Source organism: Vibrio sp. YT-16 (assembly GCF_033337405.1).
GTDB classification, from domain to species: domain Bacteria; phylum Pseudomonadota; class Gammaproteobacteria; order Enterobacterales; family Vibrionaceae; genus Vibrio; species Vibrio alginolyticus.
This window is the reverse complement of record NZ_JAWOQQ010000006.1, coordinates 163611-184972: the sequence shown is the minus strand read 5'-3', so window position 1 is coordinate 184972 and position 21362 is coordinate 163611. Positions and strand designations below refer to the sequence as shown.

20 protein-coding genes and 1 tRNA gene are annotated in these 21362 nt (G+C 45.2%); 8 read left to right on the top strand and 13 right to left on the bottom strand.

The genetic code is table 11. The annotated features are described in order from the left end of the window. Positions 1 to 18: 18 nt before the first annotated feature. The 9 genes from R7F07_RS12985 to rpsU all read right to left on the bottom strand — a co-directional run bounded on the left by R7F07_RS12985 (position 19) and on the right by rpsU (position 8611). Entirely contained in the window at positions 19 to 1149 is a 1131-nt protein-coding gene (locus R7F07_RS12985; protein WP_029837337.1) for a beta family protein, read from the bottom strand. Then, complete coding sequence (locus tag R7F07_RS12980; protein ID WP_029837335.1) at positions 1139 to 1531, bottom strand: hypothetical protein; 393 nt, start codon at positions 1529 to 1531, stop codon at positions 1139 to 1141. Before R7F07_RS12980 ends, R7F07_RS12985 begins: the two co-directional genes overlap by 11 nt. Before the next feature lie 214 nt (positions 1532 to 1745). Next, on the bottom strand, positions 1746 to 3152 hold the full coding sequence (locus R7F07_RS12975; RefSeq protein ID WP_029837333.1) for a HipA domain-containing protein: 1407 nt from the start codon (positions 3150 to 3152) through the stop codon (positions 1746 to 1748). Further along, the gene (locus R7F07_RS12970) at positions 3145 to 3480 is read right to left on the bottom strand and encodes a helix-turn-helix domain-containing protein (protein WP_020904247.1); all 336 of its coding nucleotides are present in this window, start codon (positions 3478 to 3480) and stop codon (positions 3145 to 3147) included. Before R7F07_RS12970 ends, R7F07_RS12975 begins: the two co-directional genes overlap by 8 nt. Positions 3481 to 3815: 335 nt before the next feature. Beyond that, positions 3816 to 3891, bottom strand: a tRNA-Ile gene (locus tag R7F07_RS12965). A gap of 155 nt (positions 3892 to 4046) precedes the next feature. Beyond that, entirely contained in the window at positions 4047 to 5909 is a 1863-nt protein-coding gene (gene rpoD, locus R7F07_RS12960; protein ID WP_005395986.1) for an RNA polymerase sigma factor RpoD, read from the bottom strand. A 99-nt stretch (positions 5910 to 6008) separates the two neighbouring features. Continuing rightward, positions 6009 to 7775, bottom strand: coding sequence for a DNA primase (gene dnaG / locus R7F07_RS12955; protein ID WP_005379719.1), 1767 nt, complete (start codon positions 7773 to 7775; stop codon positions 6009 to 6011). Between the two features lie 149 nt (positions 7776 to 7924). Then, on the bottom strand, positions 7925 to 8368 hold the full coding sequence (locus R7F07_RS12950) for a GatB/YqeY domain-containing protein (protein WP_005379720.1): 444 nt from the start codon (positions 8366 to 8368) through the stop codon (positions 7925 to 7927). 27 nt (positions 8369 to 8395) lie between these two features. Further along, positions 8396 to 8611, bottom strand: coding sequence for a 30S ribosomal protein S21 (gene rpsU, locus R7F07_RS12945; protein WP_001145625.1), 216 nt, complete (start codon positions 8609 to 8611; stop codon positions 8396 to 8398). A 230-nt stretch (positions 8612 to 8841) separates the two neighbouring features. On the opposite strand from rpsU, the gene tsaD reads away from it, so the two are divergent. Together tsaD and R7F07_RS12935 are read left to right on the top strand one after the other, a co-directional pair. Next, on the top strand, positions 8842 to 9858 hold the full coding sequence (tsaD, locus tag R7F07_RS12940) for a tRNA (adenosine(37)-N6)-threonylcarbamoyltransferase complex transferase subunit TsaD (protein ID WP_005379854.1): 1017 nt from the start codon (positions 8842 to 8844) through the stop codon (positions 9856 to 9858). Positions 9859 to 10034: 176 nt separating this feature from the next. Next, positions 10035 to 10850, top strand: coding sequence for an alpha/beta fold hydrolase (locus R7F07_RS12935; protein WP_005379855.1), 816 nt, complete (start codon positions 10035 to 10037; stop codon positions 10848 to 10850). A 34-nt stretch (positions 10851 to 10884) separates the two neighbouring features. Here the strand turns inward: R7F07_RS12935 and plsY are convergent, their stop codons facing one another. Beyond that, positions 10885 to 11496, bottom strand: coding sequence for a glycerol-3-phosphate 1-O-acyltransferase PlsY (gene plsY / locus R7F07_RS12930; RefSeq protein WP_005379857.1), 612 nt, complete (start codon positions 11494 to 11496; stop codon positions 10885 to 10887). A 250-nt stretch (positions 11497 to 11746) separates the two neighbouring features. Between plsY and folB the strand changes: the two genes are divergently transcribed. Genes folB through R7F07_RS12915 form a run of 3 tightly spaced genes read left to right on the top strand, consistent with a single transcriptional unit; the run spans position 11747 to position 13403 of the window. Then, entirely contained in the window at positions 11747 to 12106 is a 360-nt protein-coding gene (gene folB, locus R7F07_RS12925) for a bifunctional dihydroneopterin aldolase/7,8-dihydroneopterin epimerase (protein WP_005387458.1), read from the top strand. Continuing rightward, complete coding sequence (gene folK, locus R7F07_RS12920) at positions 12103 to 12585, top strand: 2-amino-4-hydroxy-6-hydroxymethyldihydropteridine diphosphokinase (protein WP_005387457.1); 483 nt, start codon at positions 12103 to 12105, stop codon at positions 12583 to 12585. The genes folB and folK overlap by 4 nt, the downstream gene beginning before the upstream one ends. Before the next feature lie 14 nt (positions 12586 to 12599). Next, positions 12600 to 13403, top strand: a complete 804-nt coding sequence (locus R7F07_RS12915) for an undecaprenyl-diphosphate phosphatase (RefSeq protein ID WP_017636143.1) — start codon at positions 12600 to 12602, stop codon at positions 13401 to 13403. Positions 13404 to 13455: 52 nt separating this feature from the next. On the opposite strand, the gene R7F07_RS12910 is transcribed toward R7F07_RS12915, so the two are convergent. Continuing rightward, positions 13456 to 14676: a multifunctional CCA addition/repair protein gene (locus R7F07_RS12910; protein WP_064353610.1), complete on the bottom strand. Its 1221-nt coding sequence runs from the start codon at positions 14674 to 14676 to the stop codon at positions 13456 to 13458. 137 nt (positions 14677 to 14813) lie between these two features. Between R7F07_RS12910 and R7F07_RS12905 the strand changes: the two genes are divergently transcribed. The 3 genes from R7F07_RS12905 to ggt all read left to right on the top strand — a co-directional run bounded on the left by R7F07_RS12905 (position 14814) and on the right by ggt (position 19120). After that, complete coding sequence (locus tag R7F07_RS12905) at positions 14814 to 16430, top strand: ExeA family protein (protein ID WP_171342783.1); 1617 nt, start codon at positions 14814 to 14816, stop codon at positions 16428 to 16430. Beyond that, entirely contained in the window at positions 16430 to 17116 is a 687-nt protein-coding gene (locus tag R7F07_RS12900) for a general secretion pathway protein GspB (RefSeq protein ID WP_005387437.1), read from the top strand. The genes R7F07_RS12905 and R7F07_RS12900 overlap by 1 nt, the downstream gene beginning before the upstream one ends. Before the next feature lie 273 nt (positions 17117 to 17389). Further along, on the top strand, positions 17390 to 19120 hold the full coding sequence (gene ggt / locus R7F07_RS12895) for a gamma-glutamyltransferase (RefSeq protein ID WP_171342782.1): 1731 nt from the start codon (positions 17390 to 17392) through the stop codon (positions 19118 to 19120). 88 nt (positions 19121 to 19208) lie between these two features. Here ggt and R7F07_RS12890 read toward each other — a convergent pair whose 3' ends face one another. Both R7F07_RS12890 and R7F07_RS12885 read right to left on the bottom strand, forming a co-directional pair. After that, positions 19209 to 19820 (bottom strand): TIGR04211 family SH3 domain-containing protein, encoded by a 612-nt coding sequence (locus R7F07_RS12890; RefSeq protein ID WP_005379900.1) that lies wholly within the window; start codon positions 19818 to 19820, stop codon positions 19209 to 19211. Positions 19821 to 19998: 178 nt separating this feature from the next. Further along, the gene (locus R7F07_RS12885; protein WP_005379898.1) at positions 19999 to 21258 is read right to left on the bottom strand and encodes an inorganic phosphate transporter; all 1260 of its coding nucleotides are present in this window, start codon (positions 21256 to 21258) and stop codon (positions 19999 to 20001) included. Between the last annotated feature and the right edge of the window lie 104 nt (positions 21259 to 21362).

Genomic DNA, 21362 nt, shown 5'->3' with positions numbered 1-21362 from the left:
CGAGATCTACTTCTTAGATTACCAATCAAATTCATCTTTATCCCAGTCGTCGTTGTCTAAAGAGTCCTGTGGGATAGAGACTCCTTCATCTAAGAAGCGAGTAATTCTCTCAATGTGTAAGTTCAATCGAACGGAAATCCATTTTGCTGGAGTTCCAAATTTTTCTAATTGGTTGTTAGCTGCCTCTCTGATGATTTTAGCTCCCCAAACATCTAAAGAGTCATCCCAGCTCTCGCTGGTAACGATCCCCCTAGCAGCTCTACTGTATAGCTTTTCACGAGGAACATCGGCAGCATTACGATCCTTAACTTGCCTTCTGCGTTCAAAAATCCATGTTGCAGGTGTAGGGTAATCTACTCTAGCAACAAATTTAGCGTAACTTCCTTCATAGAACTCGCCATGTATACCTGCATAGTCACCATAAATTGCAATATTCTGCCCACCTAATGCATGGTAGTTTTCCCATTCAAGCATAGGAATTTCACCATACTTCCCGTCACGATCTTGCGTGTATGATTGAAACATTCGAGGGAAGCTAGAACTTGTTGTAACTACTTCAATTCTGGGATCGATTAGGCGTAGTTCATTGAGGGCATGAATTGTCGCATCTAGAATTGCTTTTTGGTGTTCTCGTGAAATTTGGCCTGCATCTAAGATGAACAAAATGTTGTCGGTTGAGTCAATAACAGAAGCTGCGGTCATTGCAGCTGCAACCTCACGGCGATGCAAAGGGTTTACACGGAGTACAACTTTGCCGAATTCGCTTTCAAATCTCTGTAATTGCTTTACAAAATCTCTCTTGCCCACGTCTTTATTTAGAATAAGAGATGGAATAAGAAAATCATTCACTTTCTTAGCGTTCATAAAGAAGGTAGCCCACGCGCTAAAGCCGTCCTCCGATGACATTAGTTGAGCGTAGTCTTCGACTTGCAATCTTTTATCTTCAGATAAGCCGAGTATCGCAGGTTTGTCAAAGGCGCTATGCCATTTATCAAATGCTCCTGATGCACTTGCGATACGATTAACTTTTGACAGGCATACAAAAGGCAGAATTTTTTCTTTGGTAGAATCACTCAGTTTCTCAACTCCTAGCATCTCAGAAGCACGAGTTCTCAGAGTGGGTATGTACTTATACTGACTAAAATTCATCTTGATCCTCGCTTCTTTGGGTTCTTGGAATTGGGCGCTCAAATCTATCTAGTCCAGAAGTTAAGTGGTTGAGACTAATATTGGACTTTGAAAGTTCATTTTGTAGATATTCTTTATCATTTGCTCTTTCGTTGAGTAAGTTATTGATGACATCCTGTCGTTCAGTATGTCGTTCAGCCTGAGCTTGCTTTTCATCTCTGTGTCGAATTTCTTGGTATATCAACACTAAACAGAGTATAAAGCTAACTCCCCACCCAGAAATAAACACAGTGCTTTCAACGATTTGTGAGTATGTTATATCTTCTGGAATGAGAGTCTTAAACGCTGAAAGAACCCCGAGAACTGAGACTAACGCAGCAAGAATTTTGATTATCGCCGTCAAATTACTTACCTTTAAAATTCGCACCAATAGCGTAAATTTTATACAAATCAGTCTATTAAGTATGATAGATGAGTAGCAAAACTCAATAACGATATTCAACAGTGTGCTTTCGAACGAAGAAAGGAAGTAGAATTAACAGCTTCTTTTGTGTTTGGGATAGACTAAAATAATCTAATAACCTCGTGGATACGTAATTTTTTCCTAGCTTCTGCCATTAAAGAAGCTCACTCATTGCTGGTACACTCTCGGCCTGACTTAGTAAGTGTTCACACTCTGTTTGGATGAGTGACACACATAGCTCTATGTGTTCACGTTCCTCATCGTCGATTCCTTGAGCTTCGGTAAGGTCAATCGCTTCCTTCAGAGCATTTTTTATAGCACCAACGGTTTCTACCATTATGGAAGCCATTTTGGTGCCTGAATAACCCAGCAGAGCGCCGAATTCAGCTAAATCATAGCTGGTGATAGGGCGTTTGAAGTTACCTTTCGGCGGATTTTGAAAGTCTTCACTTTCCCAATCTCCAATCGACATTGCAAAATATTGAGGGATACTGGCGGCACGCCCCTCATCAGCAGACAACTTACCGCTTCGTGAGTTGCGTTTTGTTCCCTCTTGAGCGATTGCTTCTATGTTTACTAAATCATAAAAAGGGGTCAGTTCCAGGCCTTTAGGGGTGACGAAGAAGCTAATATTTTTACCATGGGCATCGTAGTTTAGCGTTACTAGATTAAAGAGCATCCATTGGGTGAGCTTTAGGTTAGTGATTACCGTGTCTATGGTTTTGACGCACAGTAGGCGTGGGAAAGAAACGCCATCACGCATATATACGCCATCGCCTTCATCCCCATTCTGACGCTCGTATTTGTAACCTGGAGGTAAGTCAGTTGCCTGACAGCCATCAATCACATGTTTTCGTTGAACGACATCACGAGTCGCGATATAGGCACGATCGAACCGCTCTATTATCAGTGTCCTAGTCTTCCCAATGCGAGTTAACTCAACATTAGCGACGTCCAAACCTGCTAGCTTGGCTAATGTCATGCAAAAGAACTCATTAACAGCAATACACGGTGCTTTACCGCTTTCAAATTTCAGAATGTAGTTCGAACTTAATTTGCCTTCACCAAACCCCCACTCATCACCGCGTTTAAGTAAGTTTAACTTGTTTTGAACACCAGCAACCGAAAGGCGAACCTTACCGTCCCAATACACTAATGGCGCTAGATTTCGCTCTAGTCGTTCTATTAGTTCATCATCAGGTACAGATCTAAAGCTGGTTTCCCCAGGTTCTGAGCCTGGAACTCGAAAAGATAGTGCGCCAGAAGTTTCCGCACCAAGCTTACGAATCAGCCCGAATGTATTGCTTTTGGAGATAGTGGTGTTTTGTATCATCTCCTCAAAGGCTTCTCCTTCAGGAAGAAGATTTCTGAGGTAGTTCTCAATACTACGTGGCGAAGCCCGATCATCGAAAGGGATGTGTGGCGAAATCGGGAAACCAGTGTGTTTCCATTCATCTTCATAGATGAATGAGAACTCTGTTTCTGTTCCGATAGGAAGAATCAAACGACCAATTTTGGTATTCGTACCGATAAACACGTCTAACTGTTGTAACTTACTCATACCAACCGTCCTCATTGCTTCTCACGCTGTTTTCAGCTTGGGAGGTTATTTGGCTATGTGGACGAACAAATAGGTTTAAATCGATAAGGCGTAAAGATAGTCCTAAGATGTCCATGAGGACGAGTACATTGGCAAAGGTGACACTGGTATCGCCTTTTTCTACTTTCATGACTGTTCTACGAGATAAGTTGGCTTTTGAAGCGAGATCATCAATACGCCAGCCTCTATCGGTGCGCTTTGAGCGAATGGCGCTCCCCAGCGTTTCCATACTGAACTCGGTATTCAAATCAGGCATAGGTTGTGCCTTTACCATCTTACCTTTTTTCATAAGTGCCTTTTAATGTACTTTTGTCACTATTGGGTTCGTCTTAATATATAAGTTCACTATAACTCACTTTTGTTGTGACTGTATAAGAAATTATCTATAAGTGTAATTTAAGTCACTTATGGTTGGTTTGCGAGTTTAATACTTCTCTTTGTTCTCTATGAGAGAGTTTTATCAGCCAGAAGGACACATTTGGCAACAGCGTAGTATTCGGATTAGTATTGGGAGAAGACAGAGAAGAGTGCGTGATCGGGGCTTACCTGACCCATTACCTGACCCAAAATCGTCAGGTACAAAAAAAGGTTAGTAAACACTACGCTTACTAACCTTCTAGAATTTGGTGGCCCCTCCCAGACTTGAACTGGGGACCAATCGATTATGAGTCGACTGCTCTAACCACTGAGCTAAGGGGCCTTAATAGGACAACGATTATAGGGGAAGCGTTGCAAGGTGTCTAGATACCAACTAGGGCAATTGCGCTTAGTTTTTATCCACTTAGAACAGTAGATAATAAAAAAGGTGACCTAAAGTCACCTTTTTTGATTTCTAAAAGCTTGTATGCGCTGCGATTATTCGTCTAGGAAGCTGCGCAGAGTCTCTGAGCGGCTTGGGTGACGAAGTTTACGTAGTGCTTTTGCTTCGATCTGACGGATACGCTCACGAGTAACGTCGAACTGCTTACCAACTTCTTCTAGAGTATGGTCAGTGTTCATGTCGATACCAAAGCGCATACGAAGTACTTTCGCTTCACGTGGCGTTAGACCTGCAAGCACGTCTTTTGTTGCCACCTTAAGGCTAGTTGCAGTTGCAGAATCTAGCGGAAGTTCTAGCGTTGTATCTTCGATAAAATCACCTAGATGCGAATCTTCGTCGTCACCGATTGGTGTCTCCATTGAGATAGGCTCTTTAGCGATTTTTAGAACTTTACGAATCTTGTCTTCTGGCATTTGCATGCGCTCTGCCAGTTCTTCCGGTAGTGGCTCGCGACCCATCTCTTGCAACATTTGACGAGAAATACGGTTTAGCTTGTTGATCGTTTCGATCATGTGTACCGGGATACGAATCGTACGTGCTTGGTCCGCGATTGAACGAGTGATTGCCTGACGGATCCACCACGTTGCGTAAGTCGAGAACTTGTAACCACGACGATATTCGAACTTATCTACCGCTTTCATCAGACCGATGTTACCTTCCTGGATCAGATCCAAGAACTGTAGGCCACGGTTGGTGTATTTCTTCGCGATAGAAATTACAAGACGCAAGTTCGCTTCAACCATCTCTTTCTTCGCACGGCGAGCTTTTGCTTCACCGATAGACATACGACGGCTGATGTCTTTAATGTTCTGTACGTTTAGAGAAGTCTCTTCTTCAATCATTTTTAGCTTAGCGATTGAACGACGGATTTCTTCTTCGTTACGTTTGATCTTTTCAGCGTATGGCTTGTCTGAAGCAAGAACTTCATCCAGCCAAGCTTCACTTGATTCATTACCAGTGAACAGCGCGATGAATGATTTCTTCGGCATTTTGCCGTATTCAACCACTGACTTCATGATCAGACGCTCTTGTGTACGAACGCGATCCATAGCAGTACGCAGTTCATTCACTAGGTGATCAAACTGTTTAGGCGTTAGACGAAACTCGCGGAATACGTCTAGCATCATTTCATTAGCAACGGTTGCTTTCGGGCTGTTATAGCCGTACTCGTTGATTGCTAATTGAAGATTTTGATAGGTGCTGCGTAGTTGGTTGAATTTCTCTAGCGCTAATTCTGGATCGATACCTACATCTTCTTCAGAATCATCTGAATCGTCATCGCTATCTTCGTCGTCATCAACGTCTTCATCGTCTTCTTCTTCTAACTGAGATTCAGTCAGTTCAGAACCGATGTGTGTTGCCGTTGGTGCAGCGGTGTCGTCAGCATCTGGATCTACAAAACCTGAAATTAGGTCTGTAAGACGTAGTTCTTCAGCTTGAACTTTGTCAAATTGCTCAAGAATGTACGGAATTGTGCCTGGGTATTCAGCAACAGACGATTGAACTTGGTTAATACCTTCTTCAATACGTTTTGCGATGTCGATTTCGCCTTCGCGAGTTAGAAGTTCGACAGTACCCATCTCACGCATGTACATACGTACTGGGTCTGTTGTACGACCAATCTCACTCTCTACGCTAGAAAGTGCAGCGGCTGCAGCTTCGGCTGCATCTTCATCGGTAATATTTGTGTCATCGTTCAGTGCTAAATCATCAGCATCAGGAGCAGTTTCTACTACCTTAATGCCCATGTCGTTGATCATCTGAATGATGTCTTCTACCTGTTCTGAATCTACGATTTCAGCAGGTAGGTGGTCATTTACTTCGGCGTAGGTCAGATAGCCTTGTTCCTTGCCTTTAATAACAAGTGACTTTAGCTGTGACTGCGGATTGTGATCCATAGACGGTATCCAACTTCGTAATCTGGTGAAGGAATCAGTATGCGAAATGCAAACCACTTACTATAACAAATTAAATCGTTGCTGACTAATTAAACAGGGTTACGCTTTTAAATCTAGCATAAGTGCTAGCAGCTCCCTTTTCTCTTCGGCTGATAAACCGACACTTCTTGCTTTGGCCTGCAGGTTTTCAATTTGTTTTTCTACGCACTGGGCAATAATTTTATCCAGTGAGTCTAAAAAGATTTCTTCTTGGTTGTCCTCATCGAGTGGAATGTCCCAACTCGCGAGACGAGACAGAAGGGTCTCATTTTGGCTGTTTCGCCAATGCTCTAATAATTGGCCTGTGTTGATATGGGGATGCGCTTGGCATTTATCAAGTACATCAACAAATAAACTTAGACCAGGAATGGGCAAATCTCTAACGCTAGTTAGATCTGGCACCATACTTACGTATTGTGGGTTTTGAATCAGTAACGCGATCACTTCTCGCATCGGCGTTCGCTTGATTTCTTTATGAGGTTGAGGCCTTTTATCCTCTTTACCTTGTTTTGAAATTAGCTGCTGTAGTTGGCGTTCATCAACCAAACCCAAACGGCGGCCAAGCAATTCTCTCAAGTATAGTCTTAAAGTGCCGCCAGGGACTTTATCAATGAGAGGAACCGCAAGAGTACTCAGTTTTGCCATGCCTTCTTTCGTGCTCATATCGACCTGCTGAGTCAATGAGCTGAACATGAATTCAGACAAGGGCATCGCATTAGACACTTGCTGCTCAAATGCTTGTTTTCCGTTTTGTCGGATATAAGAGTCGGGATCTTCTCCGTCCGGCAAAAACATGAATTTTAACTGGCGACCATCCGTTAGGTAAGGCAATGCATTTTCCATGGCACGCCACGCTGCTTCACGGCCTGCGCGGTCACCGTCATAACAACACACGACGGTGCTTGTTTGCCTGAATAACACTTGCAAGTGATCGCCCGTTGTCGAGGTTCCCAATGAGGCAACGGAATAATCTACGCCATATTGAGCAAGCGCGACAACATCCATATAGCCTTCAACCACTAAAATTTGTGGTGGCTCACGGTACGCTTGTAGTACTTCATAAAGGCCATACAACTCTTTACCTTTATGAAATATCGGGGTTTCGGGTGAGTTGAGATATTTTGGTGTCCCATCACCTAATACTCGACCACCAAAGCCTATTACTCGACCGCGTCTGTCTCGAATAGGAAACATCACTCGACCACGGAATCGGTCGTAGCGGTTGCCTTTATCGTTTTCAATCAACATGCCGCCAGTGACGAGCATGTCTTGGTTTTCTTTATTCTGGCCAAAGTTCTTACGAACTAAATCCCATTCATCAGCCACATAGCCGATGCCAAACTTCTGGACGATTTCACCAGACAGGCCGCGATCTTTTAGATACTCAATCGCCACCTTACTTGCTGGCTGTTTGAGTTGGTTACGATAAAATTGAGCAATGCTGCCCATTAAGTCGTATAGGTTACGTTTTTCACTGCTGCTTGCTTGTGGGCCTGATTGAAACGAACCATTACCGCCGCTACGTTGTTCGCGAGGAACATCTAAACCCAAGTATGAAGCGAGTTCTTCAATGGCTTCGACGAATTCTAGTCGGTCGAATTCCATCAAAAAATCGATGGCATTTCCATGCGCGCCACAACCAAAACAATGGTAGAACTGCTTTTCTTGACTGACACTGAATGAGGGTGTCTTTTCGTTGTGGAACGGGCAGCATGCGCCGTAGTTTTTGCCTTTTTTCTTAAGTTTCACACGTGCGTCGATGATATCGACAATATCAAGTCGAGCTAGAAGGTCATCGATAAAACTGCGAGGGATGTGTCCAGCCATAAAACCTAACAAAAAAAGAAGATGATGAGTGGAGTGAATGCCTTAAAAGAATGAGCGTATTGCCCATTGATTTCATTCCATCCATCCAGATACAAACAAGCCGTGCGCTCCAAAGGATAGCACGGCTTGCTGCAATTGGGTGGGGTACCTTAAGCCAATTTAGCGCGAACTAAACCGCTTACTTTACCCATATCTGCACGCCCTTGAATTTGCGGTTTCAGAACGCCCATTACTTTGCCCATGTCTTGCATGCCAGCTGCGCCAGATTCAGCAATCGCGTTCTCGATGAGAGCCGCTACTTCTTCGTCTGTCAGTGGTTGAGGCATAAAGTCCTCAAGAACGGTAATTTCTGCTTGTTCCGCATCAGCAAGATCTTGACGACCCGCTGCTTCAAACTGCGCTACAGAATCGCGACGTTGTTTAACCATCTTGGTCAATACTGCAAGAATGTCGTCATCGTTCAGAGTAATCTGTTCGTCAACTTCACGTTGCTTGATTGCTGATAGGGCTAAACGAATAGTACCAAGGCGCAATTTGTCCTTGGCTTTCATCGCTAATTTTTGCTCTTCTTTGAGTTGATCAATCAGAGCCATAACTAAATTCCTTTTGGAGCTCAGTTATTAGTACAGGCGAACGCGACGAGCGTTTTCGCGAGCTAGCTTCTTAGCGTGACGCTTTTGAGCTGCTGCTTTAGCGCGTTTGCGAACTGTAGTTGGTTTTTCGTAGTGCTCACGACGACGCACTTCAGAAAGGATACCTGCTTTTTCGCAAGAGCGCTTAAAACGACGTAGAGCAACGTCGAACGGTTCGTTTTCACGTACTTTAACTACTGGCATATGCCTTTCACCTCAGGGGTTATTCGTTAACGCTGGTATTCAACAGACCAAATCACAATTGTTAGGTCTCTTACCAGCTTGATCAAAAATGGTGCGGAATTTTAATCCGATCACAACTACTTTGTAAAGCCTTTTGTCGATTATTGTCTGTACAAAATTTGTTTGCAGCACCAAGGCGAGGTAATATGACGCCCAAATTTCCTCTATACAGAAAGCATACTGAGAAAACCATGCGCATTATTGGTATTGAAACCTCTTGTGACGAGACTGGCATCGCAATTTATGACGATGAAAACGGTCTCTTGTCACACAAGCTATACAGCCAAGTAAAACTGCACGCAGATTACGGCGGTGTGGTGCCTGAGTTGGCTTCACGTGACCACGTAAAGAAAACCATTCCTCTTATTAAAGAGGCACTAAAAGAAGCGAACTTAACTTCAAAAGACATCGATGGTGTCGCGTATACCGCGGGGCCTGGTCTTGTTGGGGCGCTATTAGTGGGTGCGACTATCGGTCGCAGTATTGCTTATGCTTGGGGAGTGCCAGCGGTACCTGTTCATCATATGGAAGGTCACCTATTGGCCCCAATGTTGGAAGATAACCCTCCACCGTTCCCGTTTGTGGCGGTATTAGTATCGGGCGGTCACTCTATGATGGTGGAAGTGAGAGGCATCGGTGAGTACAAAATTCTAGGTGAGTCGATTGATGATGCGGCGGGCGAAGCGTTTGATAAAACAGCGAAGCTAATGGGTTTGGATTACCCAGGCGGTCCACTATTATCTAAACTGGCGGAAAAAGGTACACCGGGCCGCTTTAAGTTCCCGCGCCCAATGACGAATGTGCCAGGTTTGGACATGAGTTTCTCTGGTCTAAAAACCTTTACGGCTAACACGATTGCTGCAAACGGTGATGACGAGCAAACCCGCGCGGACATCGCATTGGCATTTGAAGAGGCTGTGTGTGCTACGTTGGCTATTAAATGTAAGCGCGCGCTTGAGCAAACAGGCATGAAACGCATTGTTATTGCTGGTGGTGTGAGTGCTAACCGTCGTTTGCGAGCTGAGTTAGAGAAGTTAGCGAAGAAAGTTGGCGGCGAAGTTTACTACCCACGTACTGAGTTCTGTACAGATAACGGTGCGATGATCGCTTACGCAGGCATGCAGCGCTTGAAGAATGGCGAAGTGGCTGATATGTCAGTAGAGGCTCGTCCACGTTGGCCAATTGATCAACTAACACCTGTCGCTTAGTCAAATTTATGCGGTAGGTTTGAAACCGGTTCTTTGTAATAAAGGTCTCTGCTCCTCAGAGGCCTTTATTTTTAATTATTCAATGAACCGCCTCGTTTTACATTCTGACTGATGCGATCAGTTCGCTATTGTTTCAGTGCTAGGATGACGTGGAAGAATAAGAAATGGATATAACAATGAATAAGTTTGAAATTGAAGGTCAGCAACTTGCTTATCTAGATAAAGGTGAGGGCCCTGTGCTTCTATTTGGTCATAGTTACCTTTGGGATAGCCAAATGTGGGCGCCACAAGTTGAGGTTTTAAGCCAGTCATTCCGTTGTATTGTGCCAGATCTTTGGGCACATGGTGAATCGGACGCTGCACCTGCATCGACACAGTCATTGGCCGACTATGCACAGCATATGTTGGCATTGATGGATCATTTAGATATCGAAGAGTTCTCGATAGTGGGCTTATCTGTTGGCGGCATGTGGGGAGCAGAGCTAACGGCTCAAGCGCCGCAACGTGTTAAGTCACTGGTATTGATGGATACCTTCATTGGCTGGGAGCCAGAAGTTACGTATAAAAAGTATTTTGCAATGCTTGATACCATCAGCCAAGTCCAAGCAGTGCCTGCGCCAATTATTGAAGCCGTTGTGCCGCTGTTCTTTGCCAACAACGTCAATCAGGATAACCCTAAACTTGTCGCTTCATTCAAACGCAGTTTAGAAGAGCTGAACGGTGAGCGTGCGGTGGAAGTAGCTCGCATGGGGCGCATGGTGTTTGGTCGCCGTGATGTGATTGAAGATTCGGAAAAATTCGCTCTGCCGACGTTAATTGCGGTGGGCTGTGAAGATAAGCCTCGCCCGGTTTTCGAATCGTATTTAATGAAAGACTGTATCACGGGCAGTGAGTTGGTAGAAATTCCGCAAGCGGGACACATCAGTTGTTTAGAACAGCCGGAGTTCGTCAACCAAATGTTGTTGAACTTCCTGAATCGAGTTCATGCGTAACCAATGCATCCTTCTTTAAACGAAAAGCTCGGCATTAAGCCGAGTTTTTTTGTGTCAGTTTTTTCTCGCCGATTTTTGGCTCGTCGCCAGATAAAAGCCGCCGAATATTTTGATGATGCTTAAATACGATTAAGCAGCACAGCATAGCAACAGGTAACGTGTATTGCGGTTTAAACATCCAAGTATAAAACGGAGTGACCAAAACCGTGACGAGAGCCGCTAAGGATGAATAGCGGAATAGCGCGGCTACTGACAGCCAAGTTAACATTACCAATCCAGTTAAGTCCAAACCAATCGGAGCGATAGCGCCAAGCGCGGTTGCGACACCTTTTCCGCCTTTAAAGTGGAAAAAGATGGGGTACATGTGGCCAAGACAGGCAGCAATGGCGATGACGCCAAGAATGATAGGGTCGATACCAAGAAAGTATCCGCCCCACACGGGGATAGTGCCTTTGAGCATATCGCACAACAAGACTGAAACAGCGGCTCCTCGTCCGCCAATACGCAATACGTTCGTTGCTCCAGGATTGTTAGATCCCACACTGCGTGGGTCTGGCAGTTTTAAGAGTCGACAGATCAAAACCGCACTGGAAACCGAACCTAATAAATAGGCGGCCATTGTCATTATCAGTGCCAGTGCGTCCATAGAAGTCCTTGATGGATTGGAATTTAATGCTCGGTTCCCGCGTAGTTGCTATCATACCCCGAATTTACATAATGCAGAAATCCTCACTGTGATAGAGCTTGCATTATGTGATTTCTTGTATATAAAGATGCTTTCGCAGTTTATACCTAAGTAACATTGTGATGACCAAAGTAAATGTTACTTAGGTATAGAATACTACGATCAAATTACCCCTCACGGGTATCCGACCTCTGTAATAGAAGGACATAAGATGGCTCTGGATAAAGTTTTTATTGAACAGTTGGAAGTAATCACCACCATTGGCGTGTACGACTGGGAACAACAAATCAAACAAAAGTTGGTTCTAGATATTGAAATGGCACACGATAATAAACCTGCGGGCAAAAGTGATGATGTGCAAGATGCACTGGATTATTCGCAGGTGAGTGAGGCGGTACTTAACCACATTGAAAATGGTCGTTTCTTATTGGTCGAGCGCGTGGCTGAAGAAGTAGCAGAGCTTATCATGCAGCGTTTCTCTGTGCCTTGGGTGAAAATCCGCCTAGCGAAACCTGGCGCCGTGCCACAAGCACGTGCTGTTGGTGTGGTGATTGAGCGAGGCCGAGCATGATCACCACCTATATCGGTGTTGGGACGAACGTAGAAAGAGAGCAACATGTGCTTGCTGCGTATCAGGAGCTGCAACGGCTTGGAGAAAATCTCCTCGTATCACCGATATATGAATGTGAACCTATTGGTTTTAGCAGCAAGAATTTCTACAACTTTGTCGTTGCAATGCGTACCGAGTTGTCATTAGAAGAGTTGAGCCATCAACTACGCGAGATTGAATTTAAGTGGGGACGCGAAGAAAACGCGCAAAAGTATCAGGATCGAACACTGGATCTCGATATAGTGTTGTTCGGTGAGCGCGTCTCCAAGAAAAAACCTGAGCTACCTCGCAGTGATATCTACAAATATCCTTTTGTCACAAAGCCGCTGTATGATCTCGAACCGCAATTAGTGATCCCAGGCGATGGACGCACAGTCGCAGACATTTGGCATGCTATGCAGCCAGTCGATTCGCTCAAACCCGTTTCCTTTCATTTTTAATTTGAGTTGTTTACATGAGTTATTTTGAAGCCTTTATTTTGGCTCTGATTCAGGGGCTGACAGAGTTTTTGCCTATCTCAAGCTCTGCCCATTTGATCCTGCCTTCCGCTATTTTAGGATGGGAAGACCAAGGTCTGGCCTTTGATGTTGCTGTTCACGTCGGTACATTAATGGCTGTCGTGATCTATTTTCGTCATGAAGTAATCACTTTGTTTCAAGCGTTATTTGCTTCGATCTTTAAAGGAGATCGCAGTAAAGAAGCTAAATTGGCTTGGATGATCGTGATTGCGACGATTCCAGCTTGTGTGTTCGGTCTATTGATGAAAGACATCATTGAAGTGTATCTACGTAGCGCTTACGTCATCGCGACTACCACGATCGTATTTGGCTTGTTGCTATGGTGGGTAGACAAAAACGCTAAACTCGTTGCCGATGAATACCAAACGGGTTGGAAGAAAGCTGTATTTATCGGTATTGCTCAAGCCTTAGCGATGATTCCTGGAACTTCACGTTCAGGGGCGACCATCACAGCAGCGCTTTACCTTGGCTTTACTCGAGAAGCGGCTGCCCGATTTTCGTTTTTAATGTCGATCCCAATCATTACATTAGCTGGTAGCTACTTAGGCATGAAGTTAGTGACCAGTGGTGAACCTGTCCATGTTGGTTTCTTACTTACTGGCATTATCACATCGTTTATCAGTGCGTACATCTGTATCCACTTCTTCTTGAAGATGATTTCACGCATGGGCATGACACCGTTTGTGATTTACCGTCTCATTTTGGGCGTCGGTTTGTTCGCTTTTCTATTAAGTGCATAATTGATGCTAACGAAAAACGCCCGCGAAATCCGCGGGCGTTTTTGTTTGTTCGTTACTTCTTAAGTACTGCTTTCACTGCTTCAATACGTCGCTTTTCTTGCTCGTCACGAATCGCAGGGCCTTTAAAGCCCTCTTTGATTATGGTTTGAACGTCAACTGCCGCTGCTGCTTGGTAGGCTTGCCTAAAAATATCCGCCTGTGGATATGGTTGCGTTTCCAGTCCTTTACGACCAGCGTGATCCGCTTGGCAGCAAAGCAAGATATCTTGCAGACGTTCGGACTTACGCCACCCATCAAGCTTATTGAGTATTTTAATTATGGTTTGTGGTTTAAGTTCAGCCGCGCGATGAATATTGGAGTGCTGTTCGCACACCATCAAGGCTAAATCACGAAACTCATTTGGTACCCGGACACGTTCGCACAGCTTTTTGATCAGTTTTAATCCTGTATGGCAATGCATTTTGTGGCTTGGCCATTCGCTCTCTGGCGTCACGCCCTTACCCAAGTCATGCACTTGGGCGGCAAACCTGACGGGGAGTGAGTTACTCAATTTTGCGGCTTGCTCTGCCACCATCAAAGTATGGATGCCAGTATCGATTTCTGGATGCCACTTCTCAGGTTGAGGTACGCCAAATAGTGCATCAATTTCAGGTAACACCACGGTTAATGCACCACAGTCTCGTAGAACCGATAAGAAAATATCAGGGCGAGGAGTAGAGAGAGATTTATGCCATTCTTGCCAAACACGCTCGGGAGTCAGTGTGCTCAGCTCTCCGGACTCTGCCATGTGACGCATTAACCGCATGGTTTCGTCGGCAACCGTAAAGTTTAGATCAGCAAGCTTCGCTGCGAAGCGAGCGACACGTAAAACGCGTAGAGGGTCTTCAATAAAGGCGTCTGATACATGGCGTAGCAGTTTATCGTTGAGATCTTGCTGGCCACCATATGGGTCATGGATCGTGCCATCACTCTCCATTGCCATCGCGTTAATGGTTAAATCACGACGTATCAAATCTTCTTCTAAGGTGACGTTTTGATCGAAGAAACATTCAAAACCAGTGTAACCAGAACCTGACTTTCTCTCTGTTCGTGCAAGGGCATATTCTTCTTTACTTTTGGGATGCAGAAATACAGGAAAGTCTTTACCAACGGCGGTGTATCCTTGGGACAGCATCATCTCGGGCGTCGCGCCTACGACCACCCAGTCGTTGTCATAACTATCAATTCCGAGCAATTTATCTCGAACTGCGCCACCTACTAAATAAACTTGCACGAATTACCTCTTAATTTATGGATATGCCGTTGGACATTGTAGCAAGCAATGGTACTTTTCTTTACTCCTAAGAATAGAAGAAGAGCGTTTATACCATGTCTGACTATTCCCAGGTGGTTTTTTAGCTGGAGAGCCTAATGTATAAGGACTTTTTTGGGTTTGTCGAACAACCATTTTCGATTGTTCCAAACTCACGTTATTTGTATTTAAGCCAACGTCACAAAGAGGCAATCACACATCTCCAAGCCGGGCTAGGCGATGGCGGTGGTTTTGCTATGCTTACTGGCGAAGTAGGTACAGGCAAAACGACTGTCGCAAAAGCGATGCTGGCGAATTTGGGTGATAACACCAAAGCGGGTCTTATCCTCAATCCTACGTTTTCGAGTAGAGACTTGCTCGAAGCCATTTGTGATGAGTTCAAAATCACCTATCCACCAGATGCAAACCTCAAACAGCTAAACCAGGTTATCCATCAATATTTGCTGCGTAATTATCGTGCAGGCTGGCAGACATTGCTGGTCATTGATGAGGCTCAACACCTTGCTGCCGACGTTCTAGAGCAGTTGCGCTTGTTGACCAACTTGGAAACCGATACCAGAAAACTGCTCAAAGTGTTGTTGGTCGGGCAGCCTGAATTGCAGCGGTTATTACAAACAACACAACTACGCCAACTTGCCCAGCGTATTACTGGGCGTTATCACCTGTTGCCGTTGGATGAAAAAGAGACAGAAGATTACATCGCATTTCGACTACATACAGCAGGTGGCAACCAGCAACTGTTTAATCGTGCTTCTTGTAAACTTATAGCCAAATACAGTCACGGTATACCGCGGCTCATCAACCTTATCTGTGACAAATCCCTCAACATTAGTTATCACCAGGGTAATGTGGTTGTGGATAAGCAAACCGTTCAGCAGGCCTGTGAAGAGGTGATGCAGTTTCAGGCAGATATTTATCAGCAAGATAAAAAAGAGCGCCGGACTTTCCGTTGGCCTGCTTGGGGCTCTGTCACGGTAGGCCTTATTGCTGCATTAAGTACGGGGTGGGCGGTCGTGAATTATATGCCAGCTCAAGCGACGTCAGTGTTGACACAAGTGACGGAGCCAAGAGTAGAGCCAACACCAACCGTCGTCAGCCAACAGTTAACGGATGAGCAGCGTGCTTTATTGTTAACACAAAAACAGTCGAACCTCGCTGTAAATGATTTGTATCGTTTGTGGGGATATCAAGCATCGGTTCGCGATAACCTTTGTTTGTCAGAACCGCAGTCGACTATGCGTTGTGAGCGTAAAATGGCGACTTGGCCGCTGTTGATGCAACAAAATCGCCCTGTGATCTTGGAGTTGAATTATCAAGGTGATGTTGGGTATGTCATTCTATATGCCGTCGGTAATGACCAAGCTGAAGTGCTCAATGGTAAGCAGCGTCTCCGTCTGCCAGTTTCGTGGCTAAAGCCGTTGTGGCAGGGCAATATTATCGAACTGTGGCATGCTCCGCTGAATGAAACATTACGTTTAGACATGGAAGGCCCTGCGATTGAAGTATTAGACCGATTATTAGCAGAAGCGGTGAGTGAGCCACTGCTTGAAACGTCTATTTTTGATGGTGCGATGAAAGAGCGAGTCGAGTTATTTCAACGCTGGCAAGGAATTGGTGTCGATGGTATTGCTGGTAAGCGAACGCTAGACCGACTTCAGCAAAATGTTCAGCCAGATGCGCCTCAACTGGCGAGAATAGAGAAGGAGGACGCATAATGTCAGCTGTGAAACATATAGGTCTGTTCTTGCTGCCAATCACTGCTTCTGCTATTGGAGTCGCTTGGTACTTAGATCTCTTTGCACCGAGTGTTGAAGTAGATACAACGTCCCCGATAGAAAAGGTCGAAGTGGTATCACCTTTCAAAGTATTAGACTATCCAGAGAACACCCAGTTGGCCCAATTGCCAAGAGAGTGGCCAAGTGCAGAGCTATCGCGTGATTTTGGTACATTTACCACCCCCGATGAATACACGAGCCATACACCAAGCAGAGATGAAACACGCAACTCAGCATCAACCCAAACGACTTCTGCTGCTGAAGAGGACCTCGGGTTGTCTTTGGATGATCTGGATTTATCCTCATTATCTCCTGATTTAGCTAGGAAGGTCGAAAATGCCTTATCCCGAGATGATGACAATTCGTCATCACAAACGGCACGCGTGAACGATTTAGAGCGCAACGCTCACCAGTGGCAAGGGCGTCTACCTGCGCTTAATTTGCAAACCCATATGTACGCTAGTGATGAAAATCGCCGTTGGGTGAAAATTAACAATGTTGAGTATCATCAAGGGGATGTCGTTGATGATCAGGTCACTCTAAGAGAAATACAACCGCAAGCTGTGATTGTTGAGTTCCAAGGTGAGCAAATTCGTATACCAGCGTTGTATGAGTGGAAAGGGTAACTCTTGTAGAAACACATCAAGCCAGCGAAATCATATCGCTGGCTTTTTATTTTTCAGAGCATCTTTTGCATCTATTCTGGTGATGATTTTTAGATACTCAAACAAGCAAAATATAGCTTTTCTCAGTCGTTTAAATAGCACCAATATCATTCATCTATTGATAGCGCGATTCCAGTCAGCGTTGTGTAAAAAGACACCATCTTCACGAACTTCGGAGTAATGACTTGGTCCACGTTAGACCCCATCACATAATAGGAGTCTAAACAGAGACACATGCGTATTCTGATTTTTTCTTTAAGTATTGTTGCATCGACAAGCTATGCAGCAAAGCCAGATCCATTCCCAGTTACACCAGATAGTCGCGGGCAAGATTTCATGGTCAGTGCGACGAATCCTTACGTGAGCAGTACCGGTTACTCAATATTGAAAGAAGGCGGTAACGCTGTTGATGCTATGGTCGCGATGCAGATGGTGATGTCTGTCGTTGAGCCAGATATGACCGGAATTGGCGGCGGGACTTTCGCGCTGTTTTATCAACATGACGAGAAAAAATTTCTGGCCCTTGATGGTCGAGATGAAGCGCCCTCTAGCGCGAACCCTGAAATGTTTGTTGAGAATGGGGAAGTACTCAGTCGCAACGAAATATTAGGCCCTCGTTCTGTTGCGGTTCCGGGCACGTTGCGGTTGCTTTACACCACTCATGAACAATACGGCAAGTTGCCATGGGCAGAGCTGATTAAGCCGGCGATTACATTGGCGAGCAATGGGTACGCGATGAACAGCTACACCTACGACATCGTAGTAAGAGAGCAAAGCCGACTTGAGCAAGATCCGGAAGTGAAAGCCTTGTATTGGCAAGGGGACGATATTAAGCCGACGGGAACCTTGATGAAGAACCCTAAGATGGCTGAGACGCTGAGGAAGATCGCGCAACAAGGCGATAGTTACCTTTATGGTGGTGAGCTTGGTCAGCACATCGTAGAGACGGTTAATAGTCGTATTGACGACCAACACGAGAAGTTGTCTTTAGAAGATTTTAAACATTACCAAGTGAAGCAGCGTGACATCATTGAGAGCGACTACCGTGGGAATAAAATCGTCTCTTTTGGTTACCCAGCTTCGGGCGGTGTGATGGTCGCTCAGAGTCTTGAACTGCTTGCACCCTATGGCATTGCCCATATGGCGAAAACGGATGTGGAACCTTGGCGTCTCATGACTGAAGCGATGCGAATTGCAAAAGCCGATCGTATTGCGTATGCCGGAGATCCGGATTATGTGGAAGCGCCAGTTGAACAGTTGCTGTCTAAAGCCTATCTAGATCAGAGACGTGATTTAATCCCTGATAATGGCACTTCAAAAAAGGATCCACAAGCAGGACAGATAACGCAAACTCAGTATGCGCAATATCAAGGCTTCGAGAGCAAAGATACAGGGCATATTTCTATCGTCGATAGAGATGGAAATGCAATTGCGATGACCAGCACCGTTGGCACGGGAATGGGATCTGGTGTCATGGTTGATGGCGTTATCTTGAATGCGCAGATGGCTAACTTCTCACCTCAGCCAACGGTTAACGGCAAGCCTACGCAAAACTCAATTGAAGCGGGCAAGCGTCCACGTTCGGCTATTACGCCATTAATGGTGATGGACAGTGATGATAACTTGCGTTTGGTGGTTGGGTCACCAGGTAGTTCACAAATCCCGGGGTATGTACTCAAAACCGTGGTTGGGGTGCTGGATTGGAAGTTATCAGCGCAAGAGGCTATTGACTTACCAAACATCCAGTATGGCACTAAGATAGACCGTACCAAGTCTTATGACCCGACTGGTTTGCTGGTGGAAAAGAAAACGTTCGCAGAAATGTTGGTGCCTGAGTTTATGGAGCTTGGCTACCCAGTGCACGTTATTCCAGTGGTAAGCGGTTTGAATGCAATTGAGCTAAAAGATGGCAAGCTTTATGGCGCAACGGATCGTCGTCGAGCCTCTAGTTCAATGGGGGAGTAGTACTTACTTCTGTCAAACGAAGCAAACTAAAAAGCCAGTCGATATCGACTGGCTTTTGCGTTCTTTTTAAAGATAAAAGCGTAAGGGTTTATGCCCAACCCGCAGGAGAGCGCTTTCTACGAGGCATGACATGCGGAAGAATCAAACCAAATAGTAAACCTAAACCTGCAACACCGCCGCCATAAGTGAAGTACTTAAGCAGCATGTCATCTTTTTGTGTATCCAGCTTTGCGCGTAGCTCGCGGTTTTCTGTTTCAACAGAAGTAAGCTGATCACTGATCTCAGAGTATTTATTTTCTAGATCTGAAATTTGTTGGTTACGTGTTTCGAGAGAGGTAACAAGACCTGCTTTCTCTGCATCAGAAGTTTGACGAGCATTAGCAAGCTGCTCTTTTACTTCGGCTAGCTCTTTCTCAATGCGAGGAAGGCGAATTGCCATGCTCTCTTGGTTTGTCACAAACTTGCTTTGTACCCAACCAGTGCGACCACGGTCATCACGAACTTGCGTGTAGCCAGTATCTCGGTTGGTTTTAATCAGTTGTACTTTAGAACCGGCGTTAACACTACCAATAATACGGTAGGTGTTATTTGGACCTGAGTGCATAAAAGTGAAGAGGTCATCAGAAATATAACGGTCTGCTGCTAGGGCCGCTGGCGCTGCTAGCAAAGTAAACAAAACCGTGATGATTAGTTTTTTCACAGTAAATCCCTTAACGATTTTTCTTGGAGACAGCGTTGGCACCGAATGATTGGAGCCGGAAATAGACGAATAGTATGCAGTTTCAAACTTCGGTGCAACAAAGAAGGGAGGCAAAGCCTCCCTTTCTGTGCGTTTGAGTCAATAATGACAAAGCGCTTACATTCTATTGACGAGTGTCTTAAGCGAACATCGCTTGAAGTCCGTAGAAGAATACTACGGCCAATAACGCACCCGCTGGTAGTGTAACGATCCATGATGCCACGATGTTACGAACTACGCCTAGGTTCAGTGCTGCGATACCACGAGCAAAGCCAACACCGAGAACCGCACCAACCAATGTTTGAGTGGTTGAAATTGGCAGGCCTGTACCAGACGCTAGAACTACCGTACATGCTGTTGCTAGCTGTGCTGCAAAACCGCGGCTAGGCGTTAGCTCAGTGATGCCTGTACCAACGGTTGCCATTACTTTGTGACCTAGTGTTGCAAGACCGACCACGATACCAATACCACCAAGAGGTAGAATCCACCAAGCGATGGTGCTTTTCGTGCTGATTTCGCCCATGTGTTCAACAGTCGATACGACAGCAGACAGTGGACCAATGGCGTTTGCAACGTCGTTTGAACCGTGTGCAAATGCCATCGCACAAGCGGTGATAACCATCAGAACGCTGAAGATACCTTCCACGCCAGAAAAGCTGCGGTCTTCTTCGCGATTAGCGAATTTTTTCTGGATGTATACGTAGCCGCCAATCATCACAAGTGCTGAAACTGCTGCTGCCCACATCCAGGCTTCACCATTGGTCAGGTGAAGACCAACGTGTTTTAGACCTTTTTTGATGGTTACAAGTGCAATCACCATTGTTGTGATGAACATGTAAACAGGTACAAAACGTTTCGCGTTAAACAGAGGGTTCTCAGTATCAAAAATCAGGCGCTGTGCGCTGACAAAGATAACGTAAGCAAAGAAACCTGAAATCACTGGCGTAATAATCCAGCTACCAACAATGCCTTGAACGCTGCCCCAGTCAACCGCTTCAGTACCTACTGATACGCATGCAAAACCAATGATTGCACCGATGATTGAGTGAGTCGTTGATACTGGCCAGCCCATGTAAGAAGCAAGAAGCAGCCATGTACCTGCTGCTAAAAGCGCAGACATCATGCCGTAGACAAGAACATCTGGTTGACTAGCAAATAAAGAAGTTTCGATTACACCTTTACGGATAGTGTCGGTTACTTCACCGCCTGCAAGGTAAGCACCTGCAAATTCGAAGATCATCGCAATGATGATAGCTTGTTTTACAGTTAGCGCTTTTGAACCTACAGATGTACCCATCGCATTAGCAACGTCGTTCGCGCCAATACCAATCGCCATCATGAAACCAAAAATCGCTGCAACAATAATCAGGACAGTGCCGTAGTTCGCAAGGATATCCATCGTAATACCTAGTTGTTTTATAACAAGCGGAACAAAATTTTACGCGCGCCAAACCATAAGACGATGAAAATAGTCATCGTCCCTATGACACGTGTTAATTATGC